17 protein-coding genes, 2 tRNA genes and 2 pseudogenes are annotated in these 23,392 nt (G+C 61.7%); 16 read left to right on the top strand and 5 right to left on the bottom strand.

The features are described 5' to 3' along the window. Window positions 1–315: 315 nt before the first annotated feature. Window positions 316–933 (top strand): trimeric intracellular cation channel family protein, encoded by a 618-nt coding sequence (locus BFQ00_RS22645; protein ID WP_170827587.1) that lies wholly within the window; start codon window positions 316–318, stop codon window positions 931–933. On the opposite strand, the gene queG is transcribed toward BFQ00_RS22645, so the two are convergent. Next, a complete protein-coding gene (queG, locus tag BFQ00_RS22640; RefSeq protein WP_065934812.1) occupies window positions 930–1,994 on the bottom strand; it encodes a tRNA epoxyqueuosine(34) reductase QueG in 1,065 nt (354 codons plus the stop codon). The genes BFQ00_RS22645 and queG overlap by 4 nt on opposite strands. Window positions 1,995–2,057: 63 nt before the next feature. Between queG and BFQ00_RS22635 the strand changes: the two genes are divergently transcribed. From BFQ00_RS22635 to BFQ00_RS30515, 13 genes and pseudogenes are all read left to right on the top strand, one after another. Next, window positions 2,058–2,918 (top strand): NAD(P)H-hydrate dehydratase, encoded by an 861-nt coding sequence (locus BFQ00_RS22635; protein ID WP_065934811.1) that lies wholly within the window; start codon window positions 2,058–2,060, stop codon window positions 2,916–2,918. Then, entirely contained in the window at window positions 2,906–3,376 is a 471-nt protein-coding gene (gene tsaE / locus BFQ00_RS22630; protein ID WP_065934810.1) for a tRNA (adenosine(37)-N6)-threonylcarbamoyltransferase complex ATPase subunit type 1 TsaE, read from the top strand. The genes BFQ00_RS22635 and tsaE overlap by 13 nt, the downstream gene beginning before the upstream one ends. A 15-nt stretch (window positions 3,377–3,391) precedes the next feature. Then, window positions 3,392–4,813: an N-acetylmuramoyl-L-alanine amidase gene (locus BFQ00_RS22625; RefSeq protein WP_065886524.1), complete on the top strand. Its 1,422-nt coding sequence runs from the start codon at window positions 3,392–3,394 to the stop codon at window positions 4,811–4,813. After that, window positions 4,813–6,723 carry a DNA mismatch repair endonuclease MutL gene (gene mutL / locus BFQ00_RS22620; RefSeq protein ID WP_065894500.1) on the top strand — a complete coding sequence of 637 codons (1,911 nt, stop codon included), beginning with the start codon at window positions 4,813–4,815 and terminating at the stop codon, window positions 6,721–6,723. The genes BFQ00_RS22625 and mutL overlap by 1 nt, the downstream gene beginning before the upstream one ends. Then, window positions 6,723–7,694, top strand: coding sequence for a tRNA (adenosine(37)-N6)-dimethylallyltransferase MiaA (gene miaA / locus BFQ00_RS22615; protein WP_065886522.1), 972 nt, complete (start codon window positions 6,723–6,725; stop codon window positions 7,692–7,694). Before mutL ends, miaA begins: the two co-directional genes overlap by 1 nt. Before the next feature lie 95 nt (window positions 7,695–7,789). Further along, window positions 7,790–8,050 carry an RNA chaperone Hfq gene (hfq, locus tag BFQ00_RS22610; RefSeq protein ID WP_016976904.1) on the top strand — a complete coding sequence of 87 codons (261 nt, stop codon included), beginning with the start codon at window positions 7,790–7,792 and terminating at the stop codon, window positions 8,048–8,050. Window positions 8,051–8,062: 12 nt separating this feature from the next. After that, on the top strand, window positions 8,063–9,364 hold the full coding sequence (gene hflX / locus BFQ00_RS22605; protein WP_065886521.1) for a ribosome rescue GTPase HflX: 1,302 nt from the start codon (window positions 8,063–8,065) through the stop codon (window positions 9,362–9,364). Window positions 9,365–9,460: 96 nt separating this feature from the next. Then, window positions 9,461–10,639, top strand: a complete 1,179-nt coding sequence (hflK, locus tag BFQ00_RS22600) for an FtsH protease activity modulator HflK (protein WP_065886520.1) — start codon at window positions 9,461–9,463, stop codon at window positions 10,637–10,639. Further along, the gene (gene hflC, locus BFQ00_RS22595) at window positions 10,639–11,505 is read left to right on the top strand and encodes a protease modulator HflC (protein ID WP_003188064.1); all 867 of its coding nucleotides are present in this window, start codon (window positions 10,639–10,641) and stop codon (window positions 11,503–11,505) included. Before hflK ends, hflC begins: the two co-directional genes overlap by 1 nt. 292 nt (window positions 11,506–11,797) lie before the next feature. Continuing rightward, window positions 11,798–12,985, top strand: a complete 1,188-nt coding sequence (locus tag BFQ00_RS22590) for an ATP phosphoribosyltransferase regulatory subunit (protein ID WP_065886518.1) — start codon at window positions 11,798–11,800, stop codon at window positions 12,983–12,985. Window positions 12,986–13,039: 54 nt separating this feature from the next. Further along, entirely contained in the window at window positions 13,040–14,329 is a 1,290-nt protein-coding gene (locus BFQ00_RS22585) for an adenylosuccinate synthase (RefSeq protein WP_065886517.1), read from the top strand. Between the two features lie 112 nt (window positions 14,330–14,441). Further along, window positions 14,442–15,497, top strand: a pseudogene (locus tag BFQ00_RS30520) (methyl-accepting chemotaxis protein); the annotation flags it as partial. A gap of 390 nt (window positions 15,498–15,887) precedes the next feature. Beyond that, a pseudogene (locus tag BFQ00_RS30515) lies at window positions 15,888–16,403 on the top strand (methyl-accepting chemotaxis protein); the annotation flags it as partial. Window positions 16,404–16,496: 93 nt separating this feature from the next. On the opposite strand, the gene BFQ00_RS22575 reads toward BFQ00_RS30515, so the two are convergent. The 4 genes from BFQ00_RS22575 to BFQ00_RS22560 form a co-directional block, all read right to left on the bottom strand. Beyond that, complete coding sequence (locus tag BFQ00_RS22575; protein ID WP_065934808.1) at window positions 16,497–18,050, bottom strand: ABC transporter permease; 1,554 nt, start codon at window positions 18,048–18,050, stop codon at window positions 16,497–16,499. After that, a complete protein-coding gene (locus BFQ00_RS22570) occupies window positions 18,050–19,075 on the bottom strand; it encodes an iron ABC transporter substrate-binding protein (RefSeq protein WP_065934807.1) in 1,026 nt (341 codons plus the stop codon). Before BFQ00_RS22570 ends, BFQ00_RS22575 begins: the two co-directional genes overlap by 1 nt. A gap of 158 nt (window positions 19,076–19,233) precedes the next feature. Then, a tRNA-Leu gene (locus BFQ00_RS22565) sits at window positions 19,234–19,320 on the bottom strand. 154 nt (window positions 19,321–19,474) lie between these two features. Next, window positions 19,475–19,561, bottom strand: a tRNA-Leu gene (locus BFQ00_RS22560). Between the two features lie 226 nt (window positions 19,562–19,787). On the opposite strand from BFQ00_RS22560, the gene rnr reads away from it, so the two are divergent. Both rnr and rlmB read left to right on the top strand, forming a co-directional pair. Next, the gene (rnr, locus tag BFQ00_RS22555) at window positions 19,788–22,418 is read left to right on the top strand and encodes a ribonuclease R (protein WP_065934806.1); all 2,631 of its coding nucleotides are present in this window, start codon (window positions 19,788–19,790) and stop codon (window positions 22,416–22,418) included. Beyond that, the gene (gene rlmB, locus BFQ00_RS22550; RefSeq protein WP_065934805.1) at window positions 22,415–23,176 is read left to right on the top strand and encodes a 23S rRNA (guanosine(2251)-2'-O)-methyltransferase RlmB; all 762 of its coding nucleotides are present in this window, start codon (window positions 22,415–22,417) and stop codon (window positions 23,174–23,176) included. The genes rnr and rlmB overlap by 4 nt, the downstream gene beginning before the upstream one ends. Window positions 23,177–23,392 lie beyond the last annotated feature (216 nt).

Raw genomic sequence — 23,392 nt, 5'->3', positions numbered from 1 at the left:
GCCGTTACCGCAGAAACGGATATGTACTCGATCTGATCCAACATCCTGGTCGGTCCTGAGGCCGCCATCGGGGGCAAGCCCCCTCCCACATTTGGACCTCGGAGCGTCAGGTAGATACGCGTTAGCCCCTCGCCAGGGGTGAGGTGTCGCACCAAAATTGTGTAGATACCTATGGCTATCGGGGGCAATCCCCCTCCCACATTTGAATGGATTTGCAAATCCAAGTGTGCAAGGGCGACCGGGTTTATCTCGGATCGCCCCCTTTTGGTGCCATCAGCAAATGATTAGACTGCCGGCCTCCCTGCAAGGATCGCCATCATGCTGTTGATGCTCTACCTCATCGCCATCACCGCCGAAGCCATGACCGGCGCCTTGTCCGCCGGTCGACGCGGCATGGACTGGTTTGGCGTGGTGCTGATTGCCTGCGTGACGGCGCTGGGTGGCGGGTCGGTGCGCGATGTGCTGCTGGGGCATTACCCGCTGACCTGGGTCAAGCATCCTGAATACCTGGTGCTGACCTCGGTGGCCGCGCTGGTGACCATCTTTATCGCACCGCTGATGCGCCGCCTGCGCTCGCTGTTTCTGGCGCTGGATGCTTTGGGCCTGGTGGCATTCACCCTGATCGGCTGCATGACCGCCCTGGAAATGGGGCACGGCATGCTGGTGGCCTCGGTCAGCGGCGTGATCACCGGCGTATTTGGCGGCATCCTGCGAGACATCTTCTGCAACGACATCCCGCTGATCTTTCGCCGTGAGCTGTACGCCAGCGTGTCGTTCCTGGCCGCCTGGTTCTACTTGCTGTGCCTGTATCTGCAATTGCCCAGCGAACAGGCGATTCTGCTGACCCTGTTCAGCGGCTTTCTACTGCGCCTGCTGGCGATCCGTTTTCACTGGGAAATGCCCAAGTTCGTCTACAACGACGACGTGCACTAGCGTGCGGCGTGTTGCATGAGCGCCCATTCCACATGTTCGCGCACCAGCTCCGACGGGTAGTCCCGCCGCGTCTTCAAGGCTTCCAGCACCGGAATGCTCGACGGCGCATTGCCCAGGCCCACTGCCAAATTGCGCAGCCAGCGCTCGTAACCGGCGCGGCGCAAGGGTGAGCCTTCGGTGCTGCTGAGGAATTTATCCTCGTCCCACATAAACAATTGGGCAAGTTCCGCGTTATCCAGATTGTGCCGTGGCTTGAAATCGCTTTCGGCGGTGGTGCGGGCGAAACGATTCCACGGGCAAACGATCTGACAGTCATCGCAGCCAAATACACGGTTGCCGATCAGCGGGCGCAGCTCCTCAGGGATCGCGCTCTTGAGTTCGATGGTCAGGTAGGAAATGCAGCGCCGGGCATCCAGCACGTAGGGGCCGACGAAGGCGTTGGTGGGGCAGATGTCCAGGCACGCGGTACAGCGGCCGCAGTGTTCGGTGGCGTGGGGTGGGTCTACCGGCAGCGGCAAATCGACAAACAGTTCGCTGAGGAAGAAATAGCTGCCGGCCTTTCGATTGAGCACCAGGGTGTTTTTGCCGATCCAGCCGAGGCCGGCCTGTTCGGCGATGGCTTTTTCCAGGACCGGCGCGCTGTCGACGAAGGCACGAAAGCCGAACGGCCCGATCTGCGCCTGGATACGGTCGGCCAGTTGCTGCACACGCTTGCGGATCAGCTTGTGATAGTCCCGGCCCAGGGCGTAGCGCGAGATATAGGCTTTTTCCGGCTGGGCCAGCAGTTGCGCCATCTGGGTGTCGCCGGGCAGGTAATCCATGCGCAGCGACACCACGCGCAAGGTGCCCGGCACCAGCTCGTCGGGGTGCGAACGTTTGCTGCCGTGGGCGCCCATGTAGTCCATCTCGCCGTGGTAGCCCGCGTCGAGCCAGCGTTGCAGGTGCTGTTCATGCTCGGCCAGGTCCAGGCCGCTGATGCCGACTTGCTGGAAGCCCAGCTCGCGGCCCCAGTCTTTGATCGATTGGGCGAGGGCGGGCAGATCGGAGGTAATAGCGGGCATGAGACACGGGAAACCACAGGTTAGATGCGTATAATTCTGCCAGACATCGGAGCTTGAAGACGCATGCCTCAGACAAAACATGAAATAACCGACGTTCAGCTGTTGTTGCCGGGCCACTTGCCGCAACTGGCTGCGCGTTCGCTGGACGCTCATAAAGGTCAGTTTGGCCACCTGCTGGTGATTGGCGGCGACCGAGGCTTTGGCGGGGCAGCGCTGCTCAGTACCGAAAGTGCATTGCGCAGTGGGGCGGGGATGGTGTCACTGGCGACACGCGTGGAGCATGTTCCCGCCGCGCTGGCGCGTCTGCCGGAGGTGATGACAAAGGGCGTGAGTTCGGCCAATCAACTGATGGGCCTGCTGGAAAAGATCTCGGTCATTGTGATCGGGCCCGGTCTGGGTGACGCAGCCTGGGGTAAAAGCCTGCTGTCCGTCGCCGCCAACGCGCCCCAGCCGCAAGTCTGGGACGCCGACGCCTTGAATCAGCTGGCGACCGGCAGCGTCAGCCTGCCGGCCAACTGCGTGATGACCCCGCATCCGGGCGAAGCCGCGCGTCTGTTGGGCATTTCGACAGCCGAGGTTCAGGCCGATCGCCTTAAGGTGGCGCGCGCGTTGAGCCAGCGATTCAACGCGGTGACTATTCTCAAGGGTGCTGGCAGTTTGATCGCCAGCCCGGACGGACGTATTTCGCGCTGTGACCAAGGCCATCCGGCGATGGCGACGGCAGGGCTGGGCGATGTGTTGGCCGGGCTGGTAGGCGCGCTGCTGGCCCAGGGCATGCCCGCTTATGAAGCAAGCTGCCTGGCCGTTTGGTTGCACGCCACGGCAGGGGATCGCCAGGGCACGTTTGGCCGCGGCCTGGCCGCCAGTGATCTGATACCGGCCATTCGTCAATTGTTGGAGGAGCAGTCGCCGTGTCTGAAGTGATTTTTTTCCTGGCCGATGAAGAGGCCATGGTCGACCTGGGCCGGCGCATTGCCCAGGTCACGGCCGGGGCGGGGCTGATCTTCCTCGAGGGCGACCTGGGGGCGGGCAAGACCACGCTGTCCCGGGGCATCATTCGCGGTTTGGGGCATGCAGGTGCGGTAAAAAGTCCGACGTTCACACTGGTCGAACCCTATGAGATCGGTCACATTCGCGCTTTCCATTTCGACCTCTATCGCCTGGTGGACCCTGAAGAGCTGGAATTCATGGGTATCCGTGATTATTTCGACGAAGACGCGTTATGCCTGATCGAGTGGCCAAATAAAGGCACAGGCTTTTTGCCAAAGCCGGACATGACCATTACCATTACGCCGCATGAGCACGGACGTCAGTTGAAGTTGTTGCCCCAGAGCGTGCGCGGCCAGTCGTGGTGCGCCGCTTTGGCACTGGAATTCAAATAATTGGTGGGGTTAGGTATGCGCTTTCGCGCGTTGGTTGCTGTCGTGGGGGTGTTGCTTGCGGCAATGACTGTCAATGCTCTGGCTGCTTCACAGGTGAAAAGTGTTCGCCTGTGGCGGGCGCCGGATAACACGCGACTGGTGTTCGACCTGTCTGGCCCGGTCCAGCACAGCGTCTTTACCCTCACGGCGCCTGATCGCCTGGTGATCGACATCAACGGTGCGAGCCTGGCTGCGCCGCTGAAGGTCTCCACCGCCAACACACCCATTACCGCCATGCGCTCGGCCCAGCGCACGCCGACCGACCTGCGCGTGGTCATTGACCTGAAAAAGGCCGTGACTCCCAAAAGCTTTTCCCTGGCGCCCAACGCTCAATATGGCAACCGCTTGGTGGTCGACCTGTTCGACAACCCCGCCGATGCCGCGCCGCCGCCTGTGCCGACGCCCAGCGTGGCGACGGTGCCTGCGGTGCCGGTCAACCCCTCGCAACCGCAGGTCAAGCTGCCACCGCCGCCGCCCGCTCCGGCAGGCAAGCGCGACATTATCGTGGTGATCGACGCCGGTCACGGTGGCGAAGACCCGGGCGCCTCAGGTTCGCGCGGCCAGCATGAAAAAGACGTGGTGCTGGCCATCGCCCGCGAACTGCAGCGCCAGGTCAACGGCATGAAAGGCTATCGCGCCGAACTGACCCGTACCGGCGACTACTTCATTCCGTTGCGCGGGCGTACTGAAATCGCCCGCAAGAAGGGCGCGGACCTGTTCGTCTCGATCCACGCCGACGCGGCACCTTCCAGCGCCGCTTTCGGTGCGTCGGTGTTTGCCCTGTCGGATCGTGGCGCCACGTCCGAGACCGCCCGTTGGCTGGCCGACAGCGAAAACCGTTCCGACCTGATCGGCGGGGCCGGCAACGTGTCCCTCGACGACAAGGACAAAATGCTCGCCGGCGTATTGCTCGACCTGTCGATGACCGCCTCGCTGACCTCCAGCCTGAACGTCGGCCAGAAGGTCCTGAGCAACATCGGCCGGGTCACGTCGCTGCACAAACAGCGCGTGGAACAAGCCGGGTTCATGGTGTTGAAGTCGCCGGATATCCCGTCGATCCTGGTCGAGACCGGATTCATTTCCAATGCCAACGAGGCATCCAAGCTCGCCAGTGCCAGCCACCAGCAGGCCTTGGCGCGCTCGATCAGCGCCGGTGTGCGTCAGTTCTTCCAACAGAACCCGCCACCGGGCACTTACATTGCCTGGTTACGTGATTCCGGCAAAATTGCCCAGGGCCCGCGCGACCACCGCGTGCAGCCCGGCGACACCGTGGCCATGCTGGCCGTACGTTTCCAGGTCACGCCCGCCGCTTTGCGCAGCGCCAACAACCTGAAAACCGATGAGCTGAAAATCGGCCAGGTGTTGACCATCCCGGGCACCGAATTGGCGGCGCAGTAATGAGCGAATCTGTCTTGAATAGCGGCTCGCGTATCGAATTGCTCAGCCCGCGCCTGGCGAACCAGATCGCTGCGGGCGAGGTGGTTGAGCGTCCGGCCTCGGTGATCAAGGAACTGCTGGAAAACAGCATCGACTCCGGCGCCAAACGCATCGACGTGGACGTGGAGCAGGGCGGCGTCAAGCTGCTGCGGGTGCGGGACGATGGCAGCGGCATCTCGTCCGATGACCTGCCGCTGGCCCTGGCCCGTCACGCCACCAGCAAGATCCGCGACCTCGAAGACCTTGAGCGGGTGATGAGCCTGGGCTTTCGCGGTGAGGCCCTGGCCTCCATCAGCTCCGTGGCCCGCTTGACCCTGACCTCGCGCACACGCGGCGCCGAGCAGGCCTGGCAAGTGGAAACCGAAGGCCGCGACATGGCGCCCCGGGTCCAGCCGGCAGCCCACCCGGTGGGCACCTCGGTGGAAGTGCGCGACCTGTTCTTCAACACCCCGGCGCGGCGCAAATTCCTCAAGGCCGAAAAAACCGAATTCGACCACCTGCAGGAAGTCATCAAGCGCCTGGCCCTGGCACGTTTCGATGTGGCGTTCCATCTGCGCCACAACGGCAAGACCATCCTCAGCCTGCACGAAGCCAATGACGACGCCGCGCGTGCTCGGCGCGTGGCGGCAGTCTGCGGAGCCGGCTTTCTGGAGCAGGCGTTGCCCATAGAGATTGAACGCAATGGTTTGCGCCTGTGGGGCTGGGTCGGTTTGCCGACCTTCTCCCGCAGCCAGGCGGATTTGCAGTATTTCTTCGTGAATGGCCGGGCAGTGCGTGACAAGCTGGTGGCCCATGCGGTGCGCCAGGCGTACCGCGACGTGTTGTTCAACGGGCGGCATCCGACGTTTGTGCTGTTTTTTGAAGTCGATCCCTCGGTGGTCGACGTCAATGTGCACCCGACCAAGCACGAAGTGCGCTTCCGTGATGGGCGCATGGTGCATGACTTCCTGTACGGCACCTTGCACCGCGCCTTGGGCGACGTGCGCCCGGATGATCAGTTGTCCGCGCCCATCGTGACAGCGGTCGTTCGCCCAAGCGGTCCCGAGGCCGGTGAATTCGGGCCTCAGGGCGAAATGAGCCTGGCCGCCAACTTGCTGCAATCTCCGCAGCAGCCCAATTACACGGCACCCAACGCGGGCGCCGGCGCCGGTTATCAGTATCAATACACCCCGCGCCCACAATCGACCGTACCCGTGGCCGAGGCCCAGGCGGCTTATCGTGAGTTCTTCGCGCCACTGCCGGGTGCCGAGCCAGGCACCGTTGCCTTGCCCGAGGGTGGCGGTGATATTCCACCGTTGGGCTACGCGCTGGCACAGCTCAAGGGCATCTATATCCTCGCGGAAAATGCCCACGGCCTGGTGCTGGTGGACATGCATGCGGCCCACGAGCGGATCATGTACGAGCGCCTGAAGATCGCCATGGCCAGTGAAGGGCTCAGCGGTCAGCCATTGCTGGTGCCCGAATCCCTGGCGGTCAGCCAGCGTGAAGCCGATTGCGCCGAAGAGCACCACGGTGTGTTCCAGAAGCTGGGCTTCGAACTGCAACGCCTCGGCCCGGAAACCCTGGCGATCCGCCAGATTCCCGCGCTGCTCAAGCAAGCCGAGGCCAACCGCCTGGTCGCCGACGTACTGGCGGACCTGATGGAGTACGGCACCAGCGACCGCATCCAGGCGCATATCAATGAACTGCTCGGCACCATGGCCTGCCACGGCGCCATCCGCGCCAACCGTCGCCTGGCCCTGCCGGAAATGAACGGCCTGCTGCGCGACATGGAAAACACCGAGCGCAGCGGCCAATGCAACCATGGCCGACCGACCTGGACCCAGATGGGCCTGGATGATCTGGACAAACTGTTCCTGCGCGGTCGCTGATGAGTGCCTTGCCCCCCGCGATCTTCCTGATGGGCCCCACGGCCGCCGGCAAGACCGACCTGGCCATCGAACTGACCAGGGTCCTGCCGTGCGAGCTGATCAGTGTGGACTCTGCCCTGGTTTACCGGGACATGGACATCGGCACGGCCAAGCCTTCGAAAGAAGTGCTGGCGCGGCATCCGCATCGGTTGATCGACATTATCGACCCGGCCCAGAGCTATTCGGCTGCGGATTTCCGTACCGACGCCCTGGCCGCCATGGCCGAGATCACCGCGCGGGGTAACATCCCGTTGCTGGTCGGCGGCACGATGCTCTACTACAAGGCTTTGCAGGAAGGCCTGGCGGATATGCCGCCCGCCGATGCCCAGGTGCGCGCCGAACTCGAAGAAGAGGCCGCACGCCTTGGCTGGCAAGCCCTGCACGATCAGTTGGCGGCGGTGGATCCGGTGTCGGCGGCGCGCATTCACCCCAATGACCCCCAGCGTCTCTCCCGTGCCCTGGAAGTCTGGCGTGTCAGTGGCCAGACCATGACTGAACACAGGCTGAAACAAACTGCGCAAAGTGCTGATGCAGGCGCATCTGGCCGGTCACAATTGCCCTATACTGTGGCGAACCTGGCCATCGCTCCGGCAAACCGCCAGGTGTTGCATGAACGAATTGCACAAAGATTCACAAATATGTTGGAACAGGGGTTTGTGGAGGAGGTCGTAGCACTGCGTTCAAGAGGTAATCTGCATCCGGGGTTGCCTTCGATACGTGCTGTAGGCTATCGCCAAGTCTGGGATCATCTGGATGGCAAGCTGACGTCAGCCGAAATGCAGGAGCGCGGCATCATTGCCACGCGCCAATTGGCGAAGCGCCAGTTCACTTGGCTGCGCAGCTGGAGCGATTTGCACTGGCTGGACAGCCTGGACAGCGACAATCTGTCACGCGCCTTGAAATACCTGGGAACGGTCTCCATATTGAGCTGAGTCCTTGCAATTGCCGTCTATCCTTGGGGGTGTGGCGGCCATGAGCTATTTATTTTTCCGATTTTTTATTATTGATCCTTAAAGGAGTGCGGCACATGTCAAAAGGGCATTCGCTACAAGACCCTTACTTGAATACCTTACGTAAAGAGAAAGTGGGGGTTTCCATTTATCTGGTCAACGGTATCAAGTTGCAAGGTACGATCGAGTCGTTCGACCAGTTCGTGATCCTGCTGAAAAACACCGTCAGCCAGATGGTTTACAAACACGCTATCTCGACAGTCGTCCCTGTTCGTCCAATCCGTCTGCCTAGCGCAGCCGGTGATGAAGCGGCTGACGCTGAGCCAGGTAACGCCTGATAGGAGTCTCCTTTGTTCTTTGAGCGCCACGGTGGTGGTGAGCGAGTGATCCTCGTTCACTTGGATGGACAGGACCCTGAGGCGCGCGAAGATCCGCAGGAGTTTCAGGAGTTGGCAAATTCGGCCGGCGCCGAGACCGTTGCGTTTTTTAACGTGCCGCGTCATCGGCCAACCGCCAAATACCTGATTGGCAGCGGCAAGGTCGAAGAATTGCGCGACCTGGTCCATGCCGAAGAAGCCGATCTGGTGATCTTCAATCACGTCCTCACGCCGAGTCAGGAACGTAACCTCGAACGTGTCTTCGAGTGTCGCGTGATCGACCGCACCGGCCTGATTCTCGATATCTTCGCCCAACGCGCGCGTACCCATGAAGGCAAGCTCCAGGTCGAACTGGCCCAGCTTGACCACATGAGCACCCGGCTGGTTCGCGGCTGGACGCACCTTGAGCGCCAGGGCGGCGGCATCGGCATGCGCGGCCCGGGTGAAACCCAGCTGGAAACCGACCGACGTCTGTTGCGGGTTCGCCTGCGCCAGATCAAGGGCCGCCTGGAGAAAGTCCGCAGCCAGCGCGAGCAATCGCGCCGTGGCCGTTCCCGTGCCGATATCCCCACCGTGTCCCTGGTGGGCTATACCAACGCGGGCAAGTCCACGCTGTTCAATAACGTCACAAAGTCGGACGTGTACGCGGCCGACCAACTGTTCGCGACGCTCGACCCGACCCTGCGCCGCCTGGATCTTGACGACCTGGGGCCGATTGTCCTGGCCGATACGGTAGGTTTCATTCGTCATTTGCCGCACAAGCTGGTCGAGGCATTTCGGTCTACGCTCGAAGAGTCGAGCAATTCCGACCTCCTGTTGCACGTGATCGATGCGGCCGAGCCGGATCGCATGCTGCAGATCGAGCAGGTGATGCTGGTGCTGGGCGAGATTGGTGCCCAGGACTTGCCGATCCTCGAGGTGTATAACAAACTCGATTTGCTTGAAGGCGTCGAGCCGCAAATCCAGCGCGATGAGAATGGCAGACCCCAGCGGGTCTGGCTGTCGGCGCGTGATGGCAGTGGCCTTGAATTGCTTGAGCAAGCCATCGCCGAGTTGCTCGGCGGCGATTTGTTCGTGGGCACCTTGCGCTTGCCGCAGCGTTTTGCTCGACTGCGTGCACAGTTTTTCGAGCTGGGCGCGGTACAGAAAGAAGAACACGACGAAGAAGGTGTCAGCTTGCTGGCCGTTCGATTGCCACGCGCGGAGCTCAATCGACTGGTCAGTCGCGAGGGTGTTGTACCGGCGGAGTTCATCGAACAACACACTTTGCAATAAAAGCCTGAGAAAGCGGTTGTGCCGCAGTAGCAGGCATTCTGTAGCATTGGTCGGCGCGCCGTGGGTGCGTCTTTGCTTTATCAGATGGAGAGCGCTATGGCTTGGAATGAGCCGGGTGGCAACTCGAATAATCAGGATCCTTGGGGTGGTAAGCGCCGCAATAATGGCGACCGCAAGGGGCCACCGGATCTCGACGAGGCCTTCCGAAAGCTGCAGGAAAGCCTGAATGGGTTGTTCGGTGGTGGGAAAAAACGCGGTGGTGACGAGGGTGGTCGCACAAGCAAGGGCGGCGGCTATGGCCTGCTGGGCCTGGGTCTTGTCGTGCTCGCGGCCGTCTGGCTGTACAGCGCGGTCTACGTGGTGGACGAGCAGGAGCAAGCCGTGGTGCTGCGCTTCGGCAAGTATTACGAGACGGTCGGGCCAGGCCTGAACATCTATTTCCCGCCGATCGACAAGAAGTACATGGAGAACGTCACGCGTGAGCGTGCCTACACCAAGCAGGGCCAGATGCTGACTGAAGACGAGAACATCGTCGAAGTGCCGCTGACCGTGCAGTACAAGATCACCAACCTGCAGGACTTCGTGCTGAACGTCGATCAGCCGGAAATCAGCCTGCAACACGCAACCGAAAGCGCCCTGCGCCATGTGGTGGGTTCCACCGCCATGGACCAGGTACTGACCGAAGGGCGTGAATTGATGGCCAGCGAAATCAAGGAGCGCCTGCAACGGTTCCTCGATACCTATCGCACCGGTATCACCGTTACCCAGGTCAACGTACAGAGCGCAGCGGCACCGCGTGAAGTGCAGGAAGCCTTTGACGACGTGATCCGCGCCCGTGAAGACGAGCAGCGTTCGCGCAACCAGGCTGAAACCTACGCCAACGGCGTGGTGCCGGAAGCCCGTGGTCAGGCCCAGCGTATCCTTGAGGATGCCAACGGTTACCGCGACGAAGTGGTCTCCCGTGCCAAGGGTGAGGCGGACCGCTTCACCAAGCTGGTTGCCGAGTACCGCAAGGCGCCCGAGGTTACTCGTGAGCGTCTGTACCTGGACACCATGCAGGAAGTCTTCAGCAACACCAGCAAGGTTCTCGTGACCGGCAGCAAGGGTGGGCAGAACAACCTGCTGTACCTGCCGCTGGACAAGATGATCGAAGGTGGTCGTAGCGGCGGCACAAGCGCGCCGTCCACCGGTTCGAATGCCGCTGCCAACGAAGCGAGCGCCCGTGCGGCCGCTGACTTGCTGCAACAGCAAACACGTACCAGGGAGAGTCGTTGATGAGCAATAAATCGCTGACCGCCCTGATTGTGGGAGTCGTCGTGGTCATCGCTGCCTGGAACTGCTTCTACATCGTCGCTCAGACCGAGCGCGCGGTGCTGCTGCAATTCGGTCGCGTGGTCCAGGCGGATGTCCAGCCGGGCCTGCATGTGAAAGTCCCCTACGTCAACCAGGTGCGCAAGTTCGACGCCCGCCTGATGACCCTGGATGCACCGACACAGCGCTTCCTGACCCTGGAAAAGAAAGCCGTGATGGTTGACGCCTACGCCAAGTGGCGCGTCAAGGATGCCGAACGCTTCTACACGGCGACCTCGGGCCTCAAGCAGATTGCCGACGAGCGTTTGTCGCGTCGTCTGGAATCGGGCCTGCGTGACCAGTTTGGTAAGCGCACCCTGCACGAGGTGGTATCCGGTGAACGCGATGCGCTGATGGCTGACATCACTCGTTCGCTGAACACCATGGCGGAGAAAGAGCTGGGTATCGAAGTGGTCGACGTTCGCGTCAAGGCTATCGACTTGCCCAAGGAAGTGAACCGCAGCGTGTTCGAGCGCATGAGCACCGAGCGTGAGCGTGAAGCCCGTGAGCACCGCGCCAAGGGTAACGAGCTGGCCGAAGGTATCCGTGCGGATGCCGATCGTCAGCGCCGTGTACTGTTGGCAGAGGCCTATCGCGAGTCTGAAGAGGCTCGTGGTGATGGTGATGCTCAAGCCGCGGCGATCTACGCCAAGGCTTACGGCCAGGACCAGGAGTTCTACGCGTTCTACCGTAGCCTGCGCGCCTACCGTGAAAGCTTCGCGAACAAGACCGACGTGCTGGTGCTGGACCCAAGCAGCGATTTCTTCCGCTACCTGGAAAAGTCCAAGTAACAGGCCTGTGATTCTGCAGGACCACTCCGTCGGGCGGCTAAAATGCCTGGCGGGGTGATCCTTTCAGAAAACGGGTGTATGATGCGGCAGCCGGGAAATTCCCGGCTTTTTTGCGTCTGCGTGTTCGATTCGGCAGGCGTGACAGGTTTTTCGAGGAAAGTGCCCGACGAGGCCGTTTGCAGGCCGTTCGTCACGTCGCTCTTGCGCGTGGTTTATGCAGGCGGCGGGTATTTTCTGCTTCACTCAAGGCTCGGCCGAGGGCTGGCCGCCCGGATCAAAGGGGAATGGCGTAATGGCAACGGTAGACCGCTGGCTGCTGCCAGATGGCATCGAAGAAGTACTGCCACCAGAAGCTGCGCGTATTGAAATAGCGCGTCGCCAGGTGTTGGATCTGTTCCAGAGCTGGGGCTACGAATTTGTCGTGACCCCTCATATCGAGTACCTGGAATCCCTGCTGACCGGCGCGGGCCAGGACCTGGATCTGCGCACCTTCAAGGTCATCGACCCGCAATCGGGCCGGCAAATGGGTTTCCGCGCCGACATCACGCCGCAGGTGGCGCGTATCGATGCGCACACCCTGCGCCGCGAAGGTCCCAGCCGCCTGTGCTACGCCGGCAGCGTGCTGCATGCCCAGCCGCGTGCCTTGTCATCTTCACGCAGCCCGATCCAGCTGGGCGCCGAGTTGTATGGCGATGCGAGCCCGAGCAGCGACGTTGAAGTGATCAGCCTGATGCTGGCCATGCTGCAACTGGCTGATGTGCCGGACGTGCACATGGACCTGGGCCACGTGGGGATCTACCGCGGCCTGGCCCGTGCGGCCGGCTTGTCCGGTGAAGTTGAGCAACAGTTGTTCGATGCGCTGCAACGCAAGGCCATCGATGAAGTGATCGCCCTGACCGCCGGCGTGCCGGCTGAACTGGCCGACATGCTGCGTGCGCTGGTCGACCTGTGCGGCGGCCGTGAAGTGCTGGTCACTGCACGTGAGCGCCTGGCCAACGCGCCGGCGCCGGTGCTGGCCGCCCTGAACGATGTGCTGGCGATTGCCGAGCAACTGTCGGCGCGCTTCCCGCAGTTGCCTTTGTATTTTGACCTGGGCGAGTTGCGCGGCTACCACTACCACACCGGTGTGGTGTTCGCGGTGTTCGTTCCGGGTGTTGGCCAGGCCATCGCCCAGGGTGGTCGTTATGACGATATCGGCGCCGACTTCGGTCGCGCCCGTCCGGCCACCGGCTTTTCCACCGATTTGAAAACCCTGGTGACCCTGGGGCGTGCTGAGGTCGAGCTGCCGTCTGGTGGCATCTGGATGCCCGACAGTACGGACGCGGCACTCTGGCAGCAGGTCTGCCAGTTGCGCAGTGAGGGTCAGCGTGTCGTCCAGGCTTTGCCTGGGCAGCCATTGGCCGCCGCCCGTGAAGCGGACTGCGACCGGCAATTGATTCAGCAGAACGGGCTTTGGCAAGTATCGCCACTGGCTTCTTGAGTTTTCCTGCCGGCCATCGCCGGCACCAAGTTTGCGCGAATGAGGACAAGTGTTATGGGTAAGAATGTCGTAGTCCTGGGCACCCAATGGGGTGATGAGGGCAAAGGCAAGATCGTTGATCTGCTGACCGAACATGCTGCCGCCGTAGTGCGCTACCAGGGTGGCCACAACGCGGGCCACACCCTGGTCATCGATGGCGAAAAAACCGTCTTGCACCTGATCCCATCGGGTGTACTGCGCGAAGGCGTGCAGTGCCTGATCGGCAACGGCGTAGTGGTTGCACCGGACGCCCTGCTGCGCGAGATCATTAAGCTGGAAGAGAAGGGCGTGCCGGTGCGCGAGCGCCTGCGTATCAGCCCATCCTGCCCGCTGATCCTGTCCTTCCACGTGGCGCTGGACCAGGCCCGTGAAAAGGCTCGTGGCGAGCTGAAGATCGGCACCACCGGTCGCGGCATTGGCCCGGCCTACGAAGACAAGGTGGCGCGCCGTGGCCTGCGTGTGGGCGACCTGCTCAACATGCCACGCTTTGAAGACAAGCTGCGTGAACTGGTGGATTACCACAACTTCATGCTGGTGGGTTACTACAAAGAGCCGGCCATCGAGTTCGAAAAGACCCTGGCCGAGTGCAAGGAATACGCTGAGCTGCTCAAGCCGCTGATGCTCGACGTGACGGCCGAGCTGCACGACCTGCGTCGCGCCGGCAAGGACATCATGTTCGAAGGCGCCCAGGGCTCGTTGCTCGACATCGACCACGGCACCTACCCGTATGTGACCAGCTCCAACACCACCGCCGGCGGCGTTGCCACCGGTTCGGGCGTTGGCCCGATGTTCCTCGACTACATCCTGGGCATCACCAAGGCTTACACCACCCGTGTAGGTTCCGGTCCATTCCCGACTGAGCTGTTCGACGACGTCGGCGCACACCTGGCCAAGCAGGGTCACGAATTCGGCGCCACCACCGGCCGTGCTCGTCGTTGTGGCTGGTTCGACGCCGTTATCCTGCGTCGCGCTATCGACGTGAACAGCATCTCGGGCATCTGCCTGACCAAGCTGGACGTACTCGACGGTCTGGAAGCCATCAACATCTGTGTCGGCTACAAAGACGCGCAAGGCAATGATGTTGCGCCGACCGACGCTGACAGCTACGTGGGCCTGCAGCCTGTATACGAAGAAGTGCCGGGCTGGACCGAATCGACCGTGGGCGCCAAGACCCTGGAAGAGCTGCCAGCCAACGCCCGCGCCTACATCAAGCGCGTCGAAGAGCTGATCGGCGCACCGATCGACATTATTTCGACGGGCCCGGACCGCAACGAGACCATCGTTCTGCGTCACCCGTTCGCTTAATAAGCTGTTGATGTAAAAAGTAAAGGGCTCCTTCGGGAGCCCTTTGTCGTTTCTGCCTGGCAAGCGGCACGACCCTTGCTGTGTTTCTCTTTTTCGCGGTGCTATCAATTTAATGGCACCCGTGGTGGAGGGATTTCCAGTGTCTGCCGTTCTCTCGTTGTTACAAAGCCGTCTGCTGCGGCCGGTGTTCGTTACCCTAGGTATCGCTCTTTTGGTGCAAGTGCTGGTGGCCGTCGCGCTGACGCGGAGCACGGTCACGGCCCTGGAGGCCGATTTGGATAATCGCCTGGGCATCGATAGCCAGAAGCTGTCCGGCGAATTGGCCCAGGCCGGCAAGGAAGTCACCTCCAGCCTGGATAGTCTGTCCACCAGCACTCGCCAGCGTCTGACCGCAGGGCTCTCCACGCGTCTTCAGCAAGAGCAGAAGCAATTGCGGGCGACCCTGGAAAAAGACCTGCAGGACTCCGCCAATGACATGGCGCAGTTGCTGGCTTCGGTGGCGCCGCGTGCCATGTGGGACAGCGACGTGCCGACATTATCGGAATTTGCCCGGCGTGCGCAGCGTAATCCCAACGTGTTGTTCGTGGTGTATGACGACGCTGCGGGCGAGCATTTGACCCGCTACCTGAACCGTGAAAATCCGATCAACCAGGCCTTGTTGGCCAAAGGCGCGGGGGAGCGTGCCCTGGATAAAGTACTGGACGCGGCCAAGGCTGATCCTTCGGTGTATTACGTCGAAGCCTCGATCAGCCCCAACGGCGTTGAGATCGGCAAAGTCCGCATGGGGGTGTCGACCGCATCGGTCGAGGCCGACCTGCAAGCACTGGACAGCCGTTTCGCCGCGCTGATTGCCAGCGGTGATCAACTGGTCGGCGACAGCCTCAAAGGCGCCGCGGCCGATAGCGCCGCCGCCATGGGCGCGCGCCTGCAATCGGCGCAAGTCACGGCCACACAGATGGCGGCCAATACCACCAGTGCGGTTCAAGAGGCTGCCGGCACCTTGCGCTGGCGTATCGGCATGGGCCTGGCGCTGGTCGGTCTCGGTGTATTGCTGCTGATCGCCATTGTGCTCGGCCGCCGGGTCGTCAATCGCCTGAAGCTGTTGATCGCGGCCATGGATGACCTGGCGGCAGGCGAGGGCGACCTCACCAAACGTGTACAGATCAGCAGCAAGGACGAAATTGGCGACATGGCTTCGGCGGTCAATCGCTTTGTGGATAAGTTGCAGCCCATCGTGCGCGAGGCGGGCGATGTGGCCCAGCGCACCGGCATGGAAATCGGCGCGATGACCTTGCGCAATGCCGGTGCCGATGCAGCGGCCGGCCTGCAGCGCGACGAGGTTGCAGAAAGCCTGCGCGCACTCTCGCAAATGGCCGACGAGGCCCAGGCCGAAAGCCATGCCATGCAGGCGGCCTTGCAGCAGGTGGTGGAGATTCGCCAGGCCACGGATGAAAACTCGCGCACTTCTGCCGAAGTCGGCAGCTTGATCGAGGCGTTGGCCGGGCAGGTGCAGGCTGGCTCCCAGGTGATCGAGCGGTTGGCGCAGCAAAGCGAGCAGATTGAAGTGGTGCTGACGGTGATTCACGGTATCGCCGAGCAAACCAACCTGCTGGCGCTCAATGCGGCTATTGAAGCGGCACGGGCCGGCGAGACCGGGCGCGGCTTTGCGGTGGTGGCGGACGAAGTGCGTGCGCTGGCCAGCAAGACCCAAAGCTCCACCGGCGATATCCAGGCGCATATCGTGGCGTTGCAGCAGGGCGCGCGTGAGGCGGTGGAAACCATTGGCAAGGCGGGGCGCCAGGCCAATGAGGGCTTGCTGGTGTTGCGCGACAGCGTGCGCTTGCAGCAGACCGTGCAGGCCTCGGTGGAGCAGGTGCATGCGGCGATCGGCCTGGCGACACGCGCGGCCGAGCATCAGGCCCAGGGTGCGCATGCGGTGCGTGGGCGGGTTGAGGTGATTCATGCCCAGGCTGAGCGGGCCGCGCAGGCGGTGGTGGAGACCACGGCCAGTGGCAAGGTGCTGGATGGCTTGGCGGCGCAGTTGAAGGCGAGTCTGGGGCAGTTTCGGGCTTAGGGTTGTCTGTGCCGGCCTCATCGGGGGCAAGCCCCCTCCCACAGGTTGAAACGCATTCCAAATGTGGGAGGGGGCTTGCCCCCGATAGCCATCTCAGCGGCTCAAATACATCCGCGTCGTAAGCAGGTACACCGGCAACCCCGACACCAGAATCAACAACGCCGCATAAGGCGCCGCCGCCGCAAACTCCACATTCGAGGTATGCGCCCACACGGCAGTGGCCAAGGTGTTCAGCCCGGTCGGACTAAGCAGCAAGGTCGCAGTCAATTCCTTCATCGCATCCAGAAACACCAGCGCAAACGCGGCACCCAATGCCGGGAAAATAATCGGCAGCGTCACCCGGCAAAACGCACTGAACGACGATGCGCCGAGCGTGCGCGCCGCCTCTTCCAGCTGTGGTGCAGCCTTGTTCAGCGCCGTGCGAATCGGCGCCTGGGCCAGGGGCAGGAACAACAGCGCATAGGCGATCAGCAACAGCGCCGACGTCTGATACAGCGCCGGCACGTAATGCAGCGCGAAATACACCAGGGTCAATGCAATCACCAGGCCGGGCAGGGCGTGCAGCAGGTACGGCAGGCGTTCGGCCCAGATCGCCAGCTGGCCTTTGTAACGCACCACCAGCAAGCCTACCGGCACCGCCAGCACCAGGCACAACGCCGCGCCACCCAGGGAAAGTGCCAGGGACGATAACAGCGCCTCACTGATGGCGGCGACCGGAAACGCCGCCGATGAGCCCATGGCCAGCCAATAACCGAGCATCCCCAGGGGAATGCCGCTGCCAATGATCGCCAGCGCCAGGCAATAGAGTTGGCCAGGCAGCGCCCATTTGCCCAGTTTCACCTGCTCGGCCTGTCGCGCCGTGCCCTGGCCGATTCGCACATGGCGGCCCTTGCCGCGCACGCGCAGCTCCAGCCACAACAAACTCAGGCACATCACCAGCAGCACCGCCGAGAGCATCGCGGCGTTGGCGTTGCTGAATTCCAGTTCGAACTGCTGGTAGATCGCGGTGGTAAAGGTCTGCAAGCCGATGATCGACAGGGCGCCGAACTCCACCAGCATGTGCAATGCAATCAACAGTGCTCCCGCCACCAGCGACGGCCACAGCAGCGGCAGGGTAATGCGCCGGAACACGCCCCAGCGATTCAGCCCCAGGGTGCGCGCCGATTCTTCCAGGGCGGGGTCAAGATTGCGCAGCGTGGCGGCTACCGGCAGAAAGACCAGCGGATACTTGGACAGGCTCATCACCAGGATCGCGCCGCCGAGGCCTTCGAAGTTGGCGCTCAGCGACACCCAGGTGAAGCTGCTGACAAACGCCGGTACCGCAAACGGCAGGCACAGGATCACGCCCCAGAGGCGTCGCCCCGGCAGGTTGCTGCGTTCCAGCAACCAGGCCAGGGACAGGCCGACCACGCCGCACACGACCGTCACGCCGACCATCAGCGACAGGGTATTGCGCAGCAGTCCGAACACATAAGGCCGCCACAGCAGATGCACCGCCTCTGCCCAGCCGGCTTGCCAGGCCTTGAGCCCGACATACACCAGGGGCAGCAGGCTCAGGCCGACCAGGAACAGCACCGGCAACAGCAGCCAGATTGAAGGGCGTTTGCGCCGGGGGCGAAAGCCGGCAGCGCTGAGCGACGGGGTCATCAGTTCAAGCCAACGTCACGTTCCAGTTCCAGGGCTTCCTCGGCATTGCCCAGGTCGGCGGGAGTGACTTTCGGCGGTTGCAGTTCGTTGAAGGGCTTCAGGCCGCGGTTGGATTGCATGCCCTTGCGCAGCGGGTATTCCGCCGAGGTGTTGGTGATCACGCGCTGGCCTTCTTCACTGGCCATGAAGGCCAGCAGTTGCTGGGCTTCCTTGGGGTGTTTGCTGGATTTCAGCGCGGCAGCCGAAGACACCGTAATCAGGCCGCCGGCATCGCCGTCGGTGAAATAGTGCAGCTGGGAGTCGAGGTTGGTTTTCTCTTTCTTCAAGGCAAACCAGTAATAATTGTTCACCAGTACGGTGGCCACTTCGCCATTTTCAACGGCCTTGAGGGCGACCATATTGTTGCTGTACACCTTGCCGAAGGCGCGCAGGCCGGTCAGCCATTCTTCGGCCGCTTCACGCCCGTGCAGCTTGATGATCGCCACCGCCTGTTCCTGGAATGCGCCGCTGGTGGGCACGAAGCCAACCTTGCCTTGCCATTCGGGGCCGGCGAAATCCAGTACCGATTTGGGCAGGTCTTTTTCGGCAATCAGCTTGGGGTTGAAAGCGACGACGCGGGTGCGTGCAGTGACGCCCATCCAGTCGCCATTGCTGCCGACGTAATCCTTGGGCAGCACGTCGAGGGTGCTGGCATCGATCTTCGCCAACAAGCCTTGCTCGCCGAGTTTGTTCAGCGGCGGCGATTCTTCGGTGTAGATCACATCGGCAGGGGAGCGGTCACCCTCTTCGACGACCTGGCTGGCCAGCTGGTTGCTGCTGCCTTTGCGCACGTTGACATGAATGCCGGTCTTGGCTTCAAAGGCTTTGGCGAGTTCATCGCCGACTTCTTTGTGTTGGCCGTTGTAAAGGGTCAGGGAGACCTTGTCGGCAGAATAGGCGGCGGGTGAGAGCAGGGTCAGGCCGAGCAGAGTAAGAGACAGGCCACGCAGAAGGGATGTCTTGAATCGGGTATCGCGGATCATCATCCGAAGTGTTCCTCGCTTATGTGCAACAAATCACTACAAGGATAAACGATAAAGCTTCTCAAGTGCGGGCTTGAGGGTAATCGCGGGGAACGTTTTCAAGCCGGATTTTTCAAACCCCGGAAACGAAAAAACCCGCTTTCGCGGGTTTGATCTGAATTTGGTGCCCAGGAGAAGACTCGAACTTCCACGACCTTGCGATCACCAGCACCTGAAGCTGGCGTGTCTACCAATTTCACCACCTGGGCATTATCAAGCAACGTTGCCGCTGTTGATGGGGCGAACTATACGGCGGGCTTTTTAATCTGTAAACCCCTGATTCGAAAAATATAAATCAATTTTTCCGTTAAAAATCAAAGGTCTGAAACGAAAAAACCCGCTTTCGCGGGTTTGATCTGAATTTGGTGCCCAGGAGAAGACTCGAACTTCCACGACCTTGCGATCACCAGCACCTGAAGCTGGCGTGTCTACCAATTTCACCACCTGGGCATTATCTGACAACGTTGCCGTCGTCGATGGCGCGCACTATACGGAGCGATATTTACCCTGTAAACCCCTGCCATGAAAAAAGCCTGGAAAATTTCGCCAATGGTCGTGCAAGGTGCGCGCCGAGGGCTGCAAAGGGCTTTTAAAAGGCTTGATGACGTCTGAAATTTCCCGTTTCAATACGCGTATGCCAAACTAACCCGCATATAGACAAGGTGAAAACTCTCTAATGGCCGATTGGCAGTCCCTCGATCCCGAGGCCGCTCGTGAAGCGGAAAAATATGAAAACCCTATTCCTAGCCGCGAACTGATCCTGGCGCACCTCGCCGATCGTGGTTCGCCTGCTAGCCGCGAGCAGCTGGTTGAAGAATTCGGTCTGACCACCGAAGACCAGCTCGAAGCCCTGCGCCGCCGTTTGCGTGCGATGGAGCGCGATGCTCAGTTGATCTACACCCGCCGTGGCACCTACGCGCCGGTCGACAAGCTCGACCTGATCCTGGGCCGCATCGCCGGCCATCGGGACGGCTTCGGCTTCCTGATCCCGGACGACGGCAGTGACGACCTGTTCATGAGCCCTGCGCAGATGCGCCTGGTGTTCGATGGCGACCGTGCCCTGGCGCGCGTGTCCGGCCTGGACCGTCGTGGTCGTCGCGAAGGCGTGATCGTCGAAGTGGTGTCCCGTGCCCACGAGTCCATCGTCGGTCGTTACTTCGAAGAGGGCGGCATCGGCTTTGTGGTGCCGGATAACCCGAAGGTCCAGCAGGAAGTGCTGATCACCCCGGGCCGCAATGGCGCCGCCAAGGTCGGCCAGTTCGTCGAGGTGAAAATCACCCACTGGCCGACTGCGCGCTTCCAGCCCCAGGGCGATATCGTTGAGGTGGTCGGCAACTACATGGCGCCGGGCATGGAAATCGACGTTGCGCTGCGCACCTACGATATTCCTCACGTCTGGCCTGAGGCTGTGCTCAAAGAAGCCGCCAAGCTCAAGCCGGAAGTTGAAGACAAGGACAAAGAAAAACGCATCGACCTGCGCCATCTGCCGTTCGTCACCATCGACGGCGAAGATGCCCGCGACTTCGATGACGCGGTCTACTGTGAAGCCAAGCCGGGCAAGCTGCGCCTGTTCTCCGGCGGCTGGAAGCTGTACGTCGCGATTGCCGACGTGTCCAGCTACGTGAAGATCGGTTCAGCCCTGGATAACGAAGCCCAAGTGCGCGGCAACTCCGTGTACTTCCCTGAGCGCGTGATCCCGATGTTGCCGGAGCAGCTGTCCAACGGCCTGTGCTCGCTGAACCCGAAAGTCGACCGTTTGGCCATGGTGTGCGAGATGACCATCTCCAAAACCGGCGAAATGACCGACTACCAGTTCTACGAAGCGGTGATTCACTCCCAGGCGCGCCTGACCTACAACAAGGTCAGCACCATCCTGGAAGCGCCGAAGACCAGTGAAGCCAAGGCCCTGCGCGGCGAATACGCCGACGTGGTACCGCACCTCAAGCAGCTGTACTCCCTGTACAAGGTGCTGCTGGGCGCCCGCCACACCCGTGGCGCGATCGATTTTGAAACCCAGGAAACCCGGATTGTCTTCGGTTCCGAGCGCAAGATCGCTGCAATCACCCCGACCACCCGTAACGACGCGCACAAGCTGATCGAGGAATGCATGCTGGCGGCCAACGTGGCCACCGCTGAATTCCTGAAGAAGCACGAGATTCCTGCGTTGTACCGCGTCCACGACGGTCCGCCGCCGGAGCGCCTGGAAAAACTGCGCGCGTTCCTTGGCGAGCTCGGCTTGTCCCTGCACAAAGGCAAGGACGGCCCGACGCCGAAGGATTACCAGGCCCTGCTGGCCAGCATCAAGGACCGTCCGGATTACCACGTGATCCAGACCGTGATGCTGCGCTCGTTGAGCCAGGCGGTGTACAGCGCCGATAACCAGGGCCACTTCGGCCTGAATTACGAGGCGTACACCCACTTCACTTCGCCGATCCGCCGTTACCCGGATTTGCTCACGCACCGCGCGATCCGCAGCGTGATCCATTCCAAGCAGAACACCCCGCACGTCAAGCGCGCCGGTGCCATGACCATTCCGAAGGCACGGATCTATCCGTACGACGAAGCGGCGCTTGAGCAGTTGGGCGAGCAGTGCTCCATGAGCGAGCGTCGCGCCGACGAAGCCACCCGCGACGTGGTGAACTGGCTCAAGTGCGAGTTCATGAAGGACCGCGTGGGCGAGTCGTTCCCGGGTGTGATCACCGCCGTGACCGGTTTCGGCCTGTTCGTCGAGCTGACCGACATCTACGTCGAGGGTCTGGTGCACGTCACCGCCTTGCCGGGTGACTACTACCACTTCGATCCTGTGCACCACCGCCTGGCAGGCGAGCGCACCGGTCGCAGCTTCCGCTTGGGCGATACCGTGGAAGTGCAGGTCATGCGTGTCGACCTGGACGAGCGCAAGATCGACTTCGGCATGCCTGACAAGCCCGCAGAGCCGGCTGGCCGCAAAAAGCGTGGCAGCGAAACCGCAGCGCCGGCGTCCAAAGGCAAGGCTTCCAGCGCGAAGACGGCTGCCGAGCCTGCACCTGCCAAGACCGGACGTCGTTCTTCGGCCAAGGACAAGGCCCCTGAAGCCTACCGTCCAAGCGACGCCGCGGCGAAAAATGCCGAGCTGCGCAAGAGCCGTGAGTTGAAGCAGCAGTTGCTCAACGAAGCCAAAAGCGGTGGTAAAGCGGCGTCTGGGGGAAAGTCCCAAGGGGCGGAAAAACCGTCGAGCAAGCCGAGTAAACACCGTAAAGGCCCGCCTAAAGCGGGTTCGGCCCCCGCGAAAAGCGGCGGGTCGCGCAAACCTAAGGCCAAGTCATGAGTCTGGAAAAAATCTACGGCGTGCACGCCGTAGAAGCACTGCTGCGTCACCACCCCAAGCGCGTCAAGCAGGTGTGGCTGGCGGAAGGTCGCAGCGAGCCACGCGTGCAGACGCTGGTTGAGCTGGCCACCCAGAACAAGGTTGCCATCGGCCAGGCCGAACGCCGTGAAATGGACGTGTGGGTAGAAGGCGTTCACCAGGGCGTGGTGGCCGACGTCAGCCCGAGCCAGGTGTGGGGCGAAGCCATGCTCGACGAGCTGCTCGACCGTACCGAAGGTGCGCCGTTGCTGCTGGTGCTGGACGGCGTGACCGATCCGCACAACCTCGGCGCCTGCCTGCGTTCGGCGGATGCGGCCGGCGCGCTGGCAGTGATCGTGCCTAAAGACAAGTCGGCCACCCTCACGCCGGTCGTGCGTAAAGTGGCCTGCGGCGCGGCGGAAGTGATTCCGCTGGTGGCCGTGACCAACCTGGCGCGCACCCTGGAGAAGCTTCAGCAGCGCGGCCTGTGGATTGTCGGCACGGCAGGCGAGGCCGAAGTCAGCATCTACGACCAGGACCTCACCGGCCCGACCATCCTGGTCATGGGCGCCGAAGGCAAGGGCATGCGTCGCCTGACCCGCGAGCATTGCGATTACCTGGTGCACTTGCCGATGGCCGGCAGCGTCAGCAGCCTCAATGTGTCGGTTGCGACGGGGGTTTGCCTGTTTGAAGCCCAGCGTCAGCGTGGTGCGAAAGCCAAGGCCAAGCCCAAGAAGTAATCAACATGTGGGGCTTGTCCCAAACCTAATGTAGGAGCGAGCTTGCTCGCGAAAAGCGTCAACGATAACGCGGGCTTCCTGAATGAGCGCGGTGTCTGTGAGTTTTTCGCGAGCAAGCTCGCTCCTACATGTGTGTTTGTGGTGTTTGGGCGATTGTTCAAATAATCACCAATCACCTTGCGCGCTTTCTCCCCCTTCTCTACAATTGCGCCCCTT

Source organism: Pseudomonas sp. 28 E 9 (genome assembly GCF_900004785.1).
Taxonomy (GTDB): domain Bacteria; phylum Pseudomonadota; class Gammaproteobacteria; order Pseudomonadales; family Pseudomonadaceae; genus Aquipseudomonas; species Aquipseudomonas orientalis_A.
Note: the sequence above shows the minus strand (reverse complement) of the source record. Positions and strands in the feature narration are given on the sequence as shown.

What these genes read in the sequence shown, in the direction of transcription:
- queG (WP_065934812.1), bottom strand. Translation starts at nt 1,994, where the DNA reads ATGCCCGCTATTACCTCCGATCTGCCCGCCCTCGCCCAATCGATCAAA.
- BFQ00_RS22635 (WP_065934811.1), top strand. Translation starts at nt 2,058, where the DNA reads ATGCCTCAGACAAAACATGAAATAACCGACGTTCAGCTGTTGTTGCCG.
- BFQ00_RS22625 (WP_065886524.1), top strand. Translation starts at nt 3,392, where the DNA reads ATGCGCTTTCGCGCGTTGGTTGCTGTCGTGGGGGTGTTGCTTGCGGCA.
- mutL (WP_065894500.1), top strand. Translation starts at nt 4,813, where the DNA reads ATGAGCGAATCTGTCTTGAATAGCGGCTCGCGTATCGAATTGCTCAGC.
- miaA (WP_065886522.1), top strand. Translation starts at nt 6,723, where the DNA reads ATGAGTGCCTTGCCCCCCGCGATCTTCCTGATGGGCCCCACGGCCGCC.
- hfq (WP_016976904.1), top strand. Translation starts at nt 7,790, where the DNA reads ATGTCAAAAGGGCATTCGCTACAAGACCCTTACTTGAATACCTTACGT.
- hflK (WP_065886520.1), top strand. Translation starts at nt 9,461, where the DNA reads ATGGCTTGGAATGAGCCGGGTGGCAACTCGAATAATCAGGATCCTTGG.
- hflC (WP_003188064.1), top strand. Translation starts at nt 10,639, where the DNA reads ATGAGCAATAAATCGCTGACCGCCCTGATTGTGGGAGTCGTCGTGGTC.
- BFQ00_RS22590 (WP_065886518.1), top strand. Translation starts at nt 11,798, where the DNA reads ATGGCAACGGTAGACCGCTGGCTGCTGCCAGATGGCATCGAAGAAGTA.
- BFQ00_RS22585 (WP_065886517.1), top strand. Translation starts at nt 13,040, where the DNA reads ATGGGTAAGAATGTCGTAGTCCTGGGCACCCAATGGGGTGATGAGGGC.
- BFQ00_RS22575 (WP_065934808.1), bottom strand. Translation starts at nt 18,050, where the DNA reads ATGACCCCGTCGCTCAGCGCTGCCGGCTTTCGCCCCCGGCGCAAACGC.
- BFQ00_RS22570 (WP_065934807.1), bottom strand. Translation starts at nt 19,075, where the DNA reads ATGATGATCCGCGATACCCGATTCAAGACATCCCTTCTGCGTGGCCTG.
- rnr (WP_065934806.1), top strand. Translation starts at nt 19,788, where the DNA reads ATGGCCGATTGGCAGTCCCTCGATCCCGAGGCCGCTCGTGAAGCGGAA.
- rlmB (WP_065934805.1), top strand. Translation starts at nt 22,415, where the DNA reads ATGAGTCTGGAAAAAATCTACGGCGTGCACGCCGTAGAAGCACTGCTG.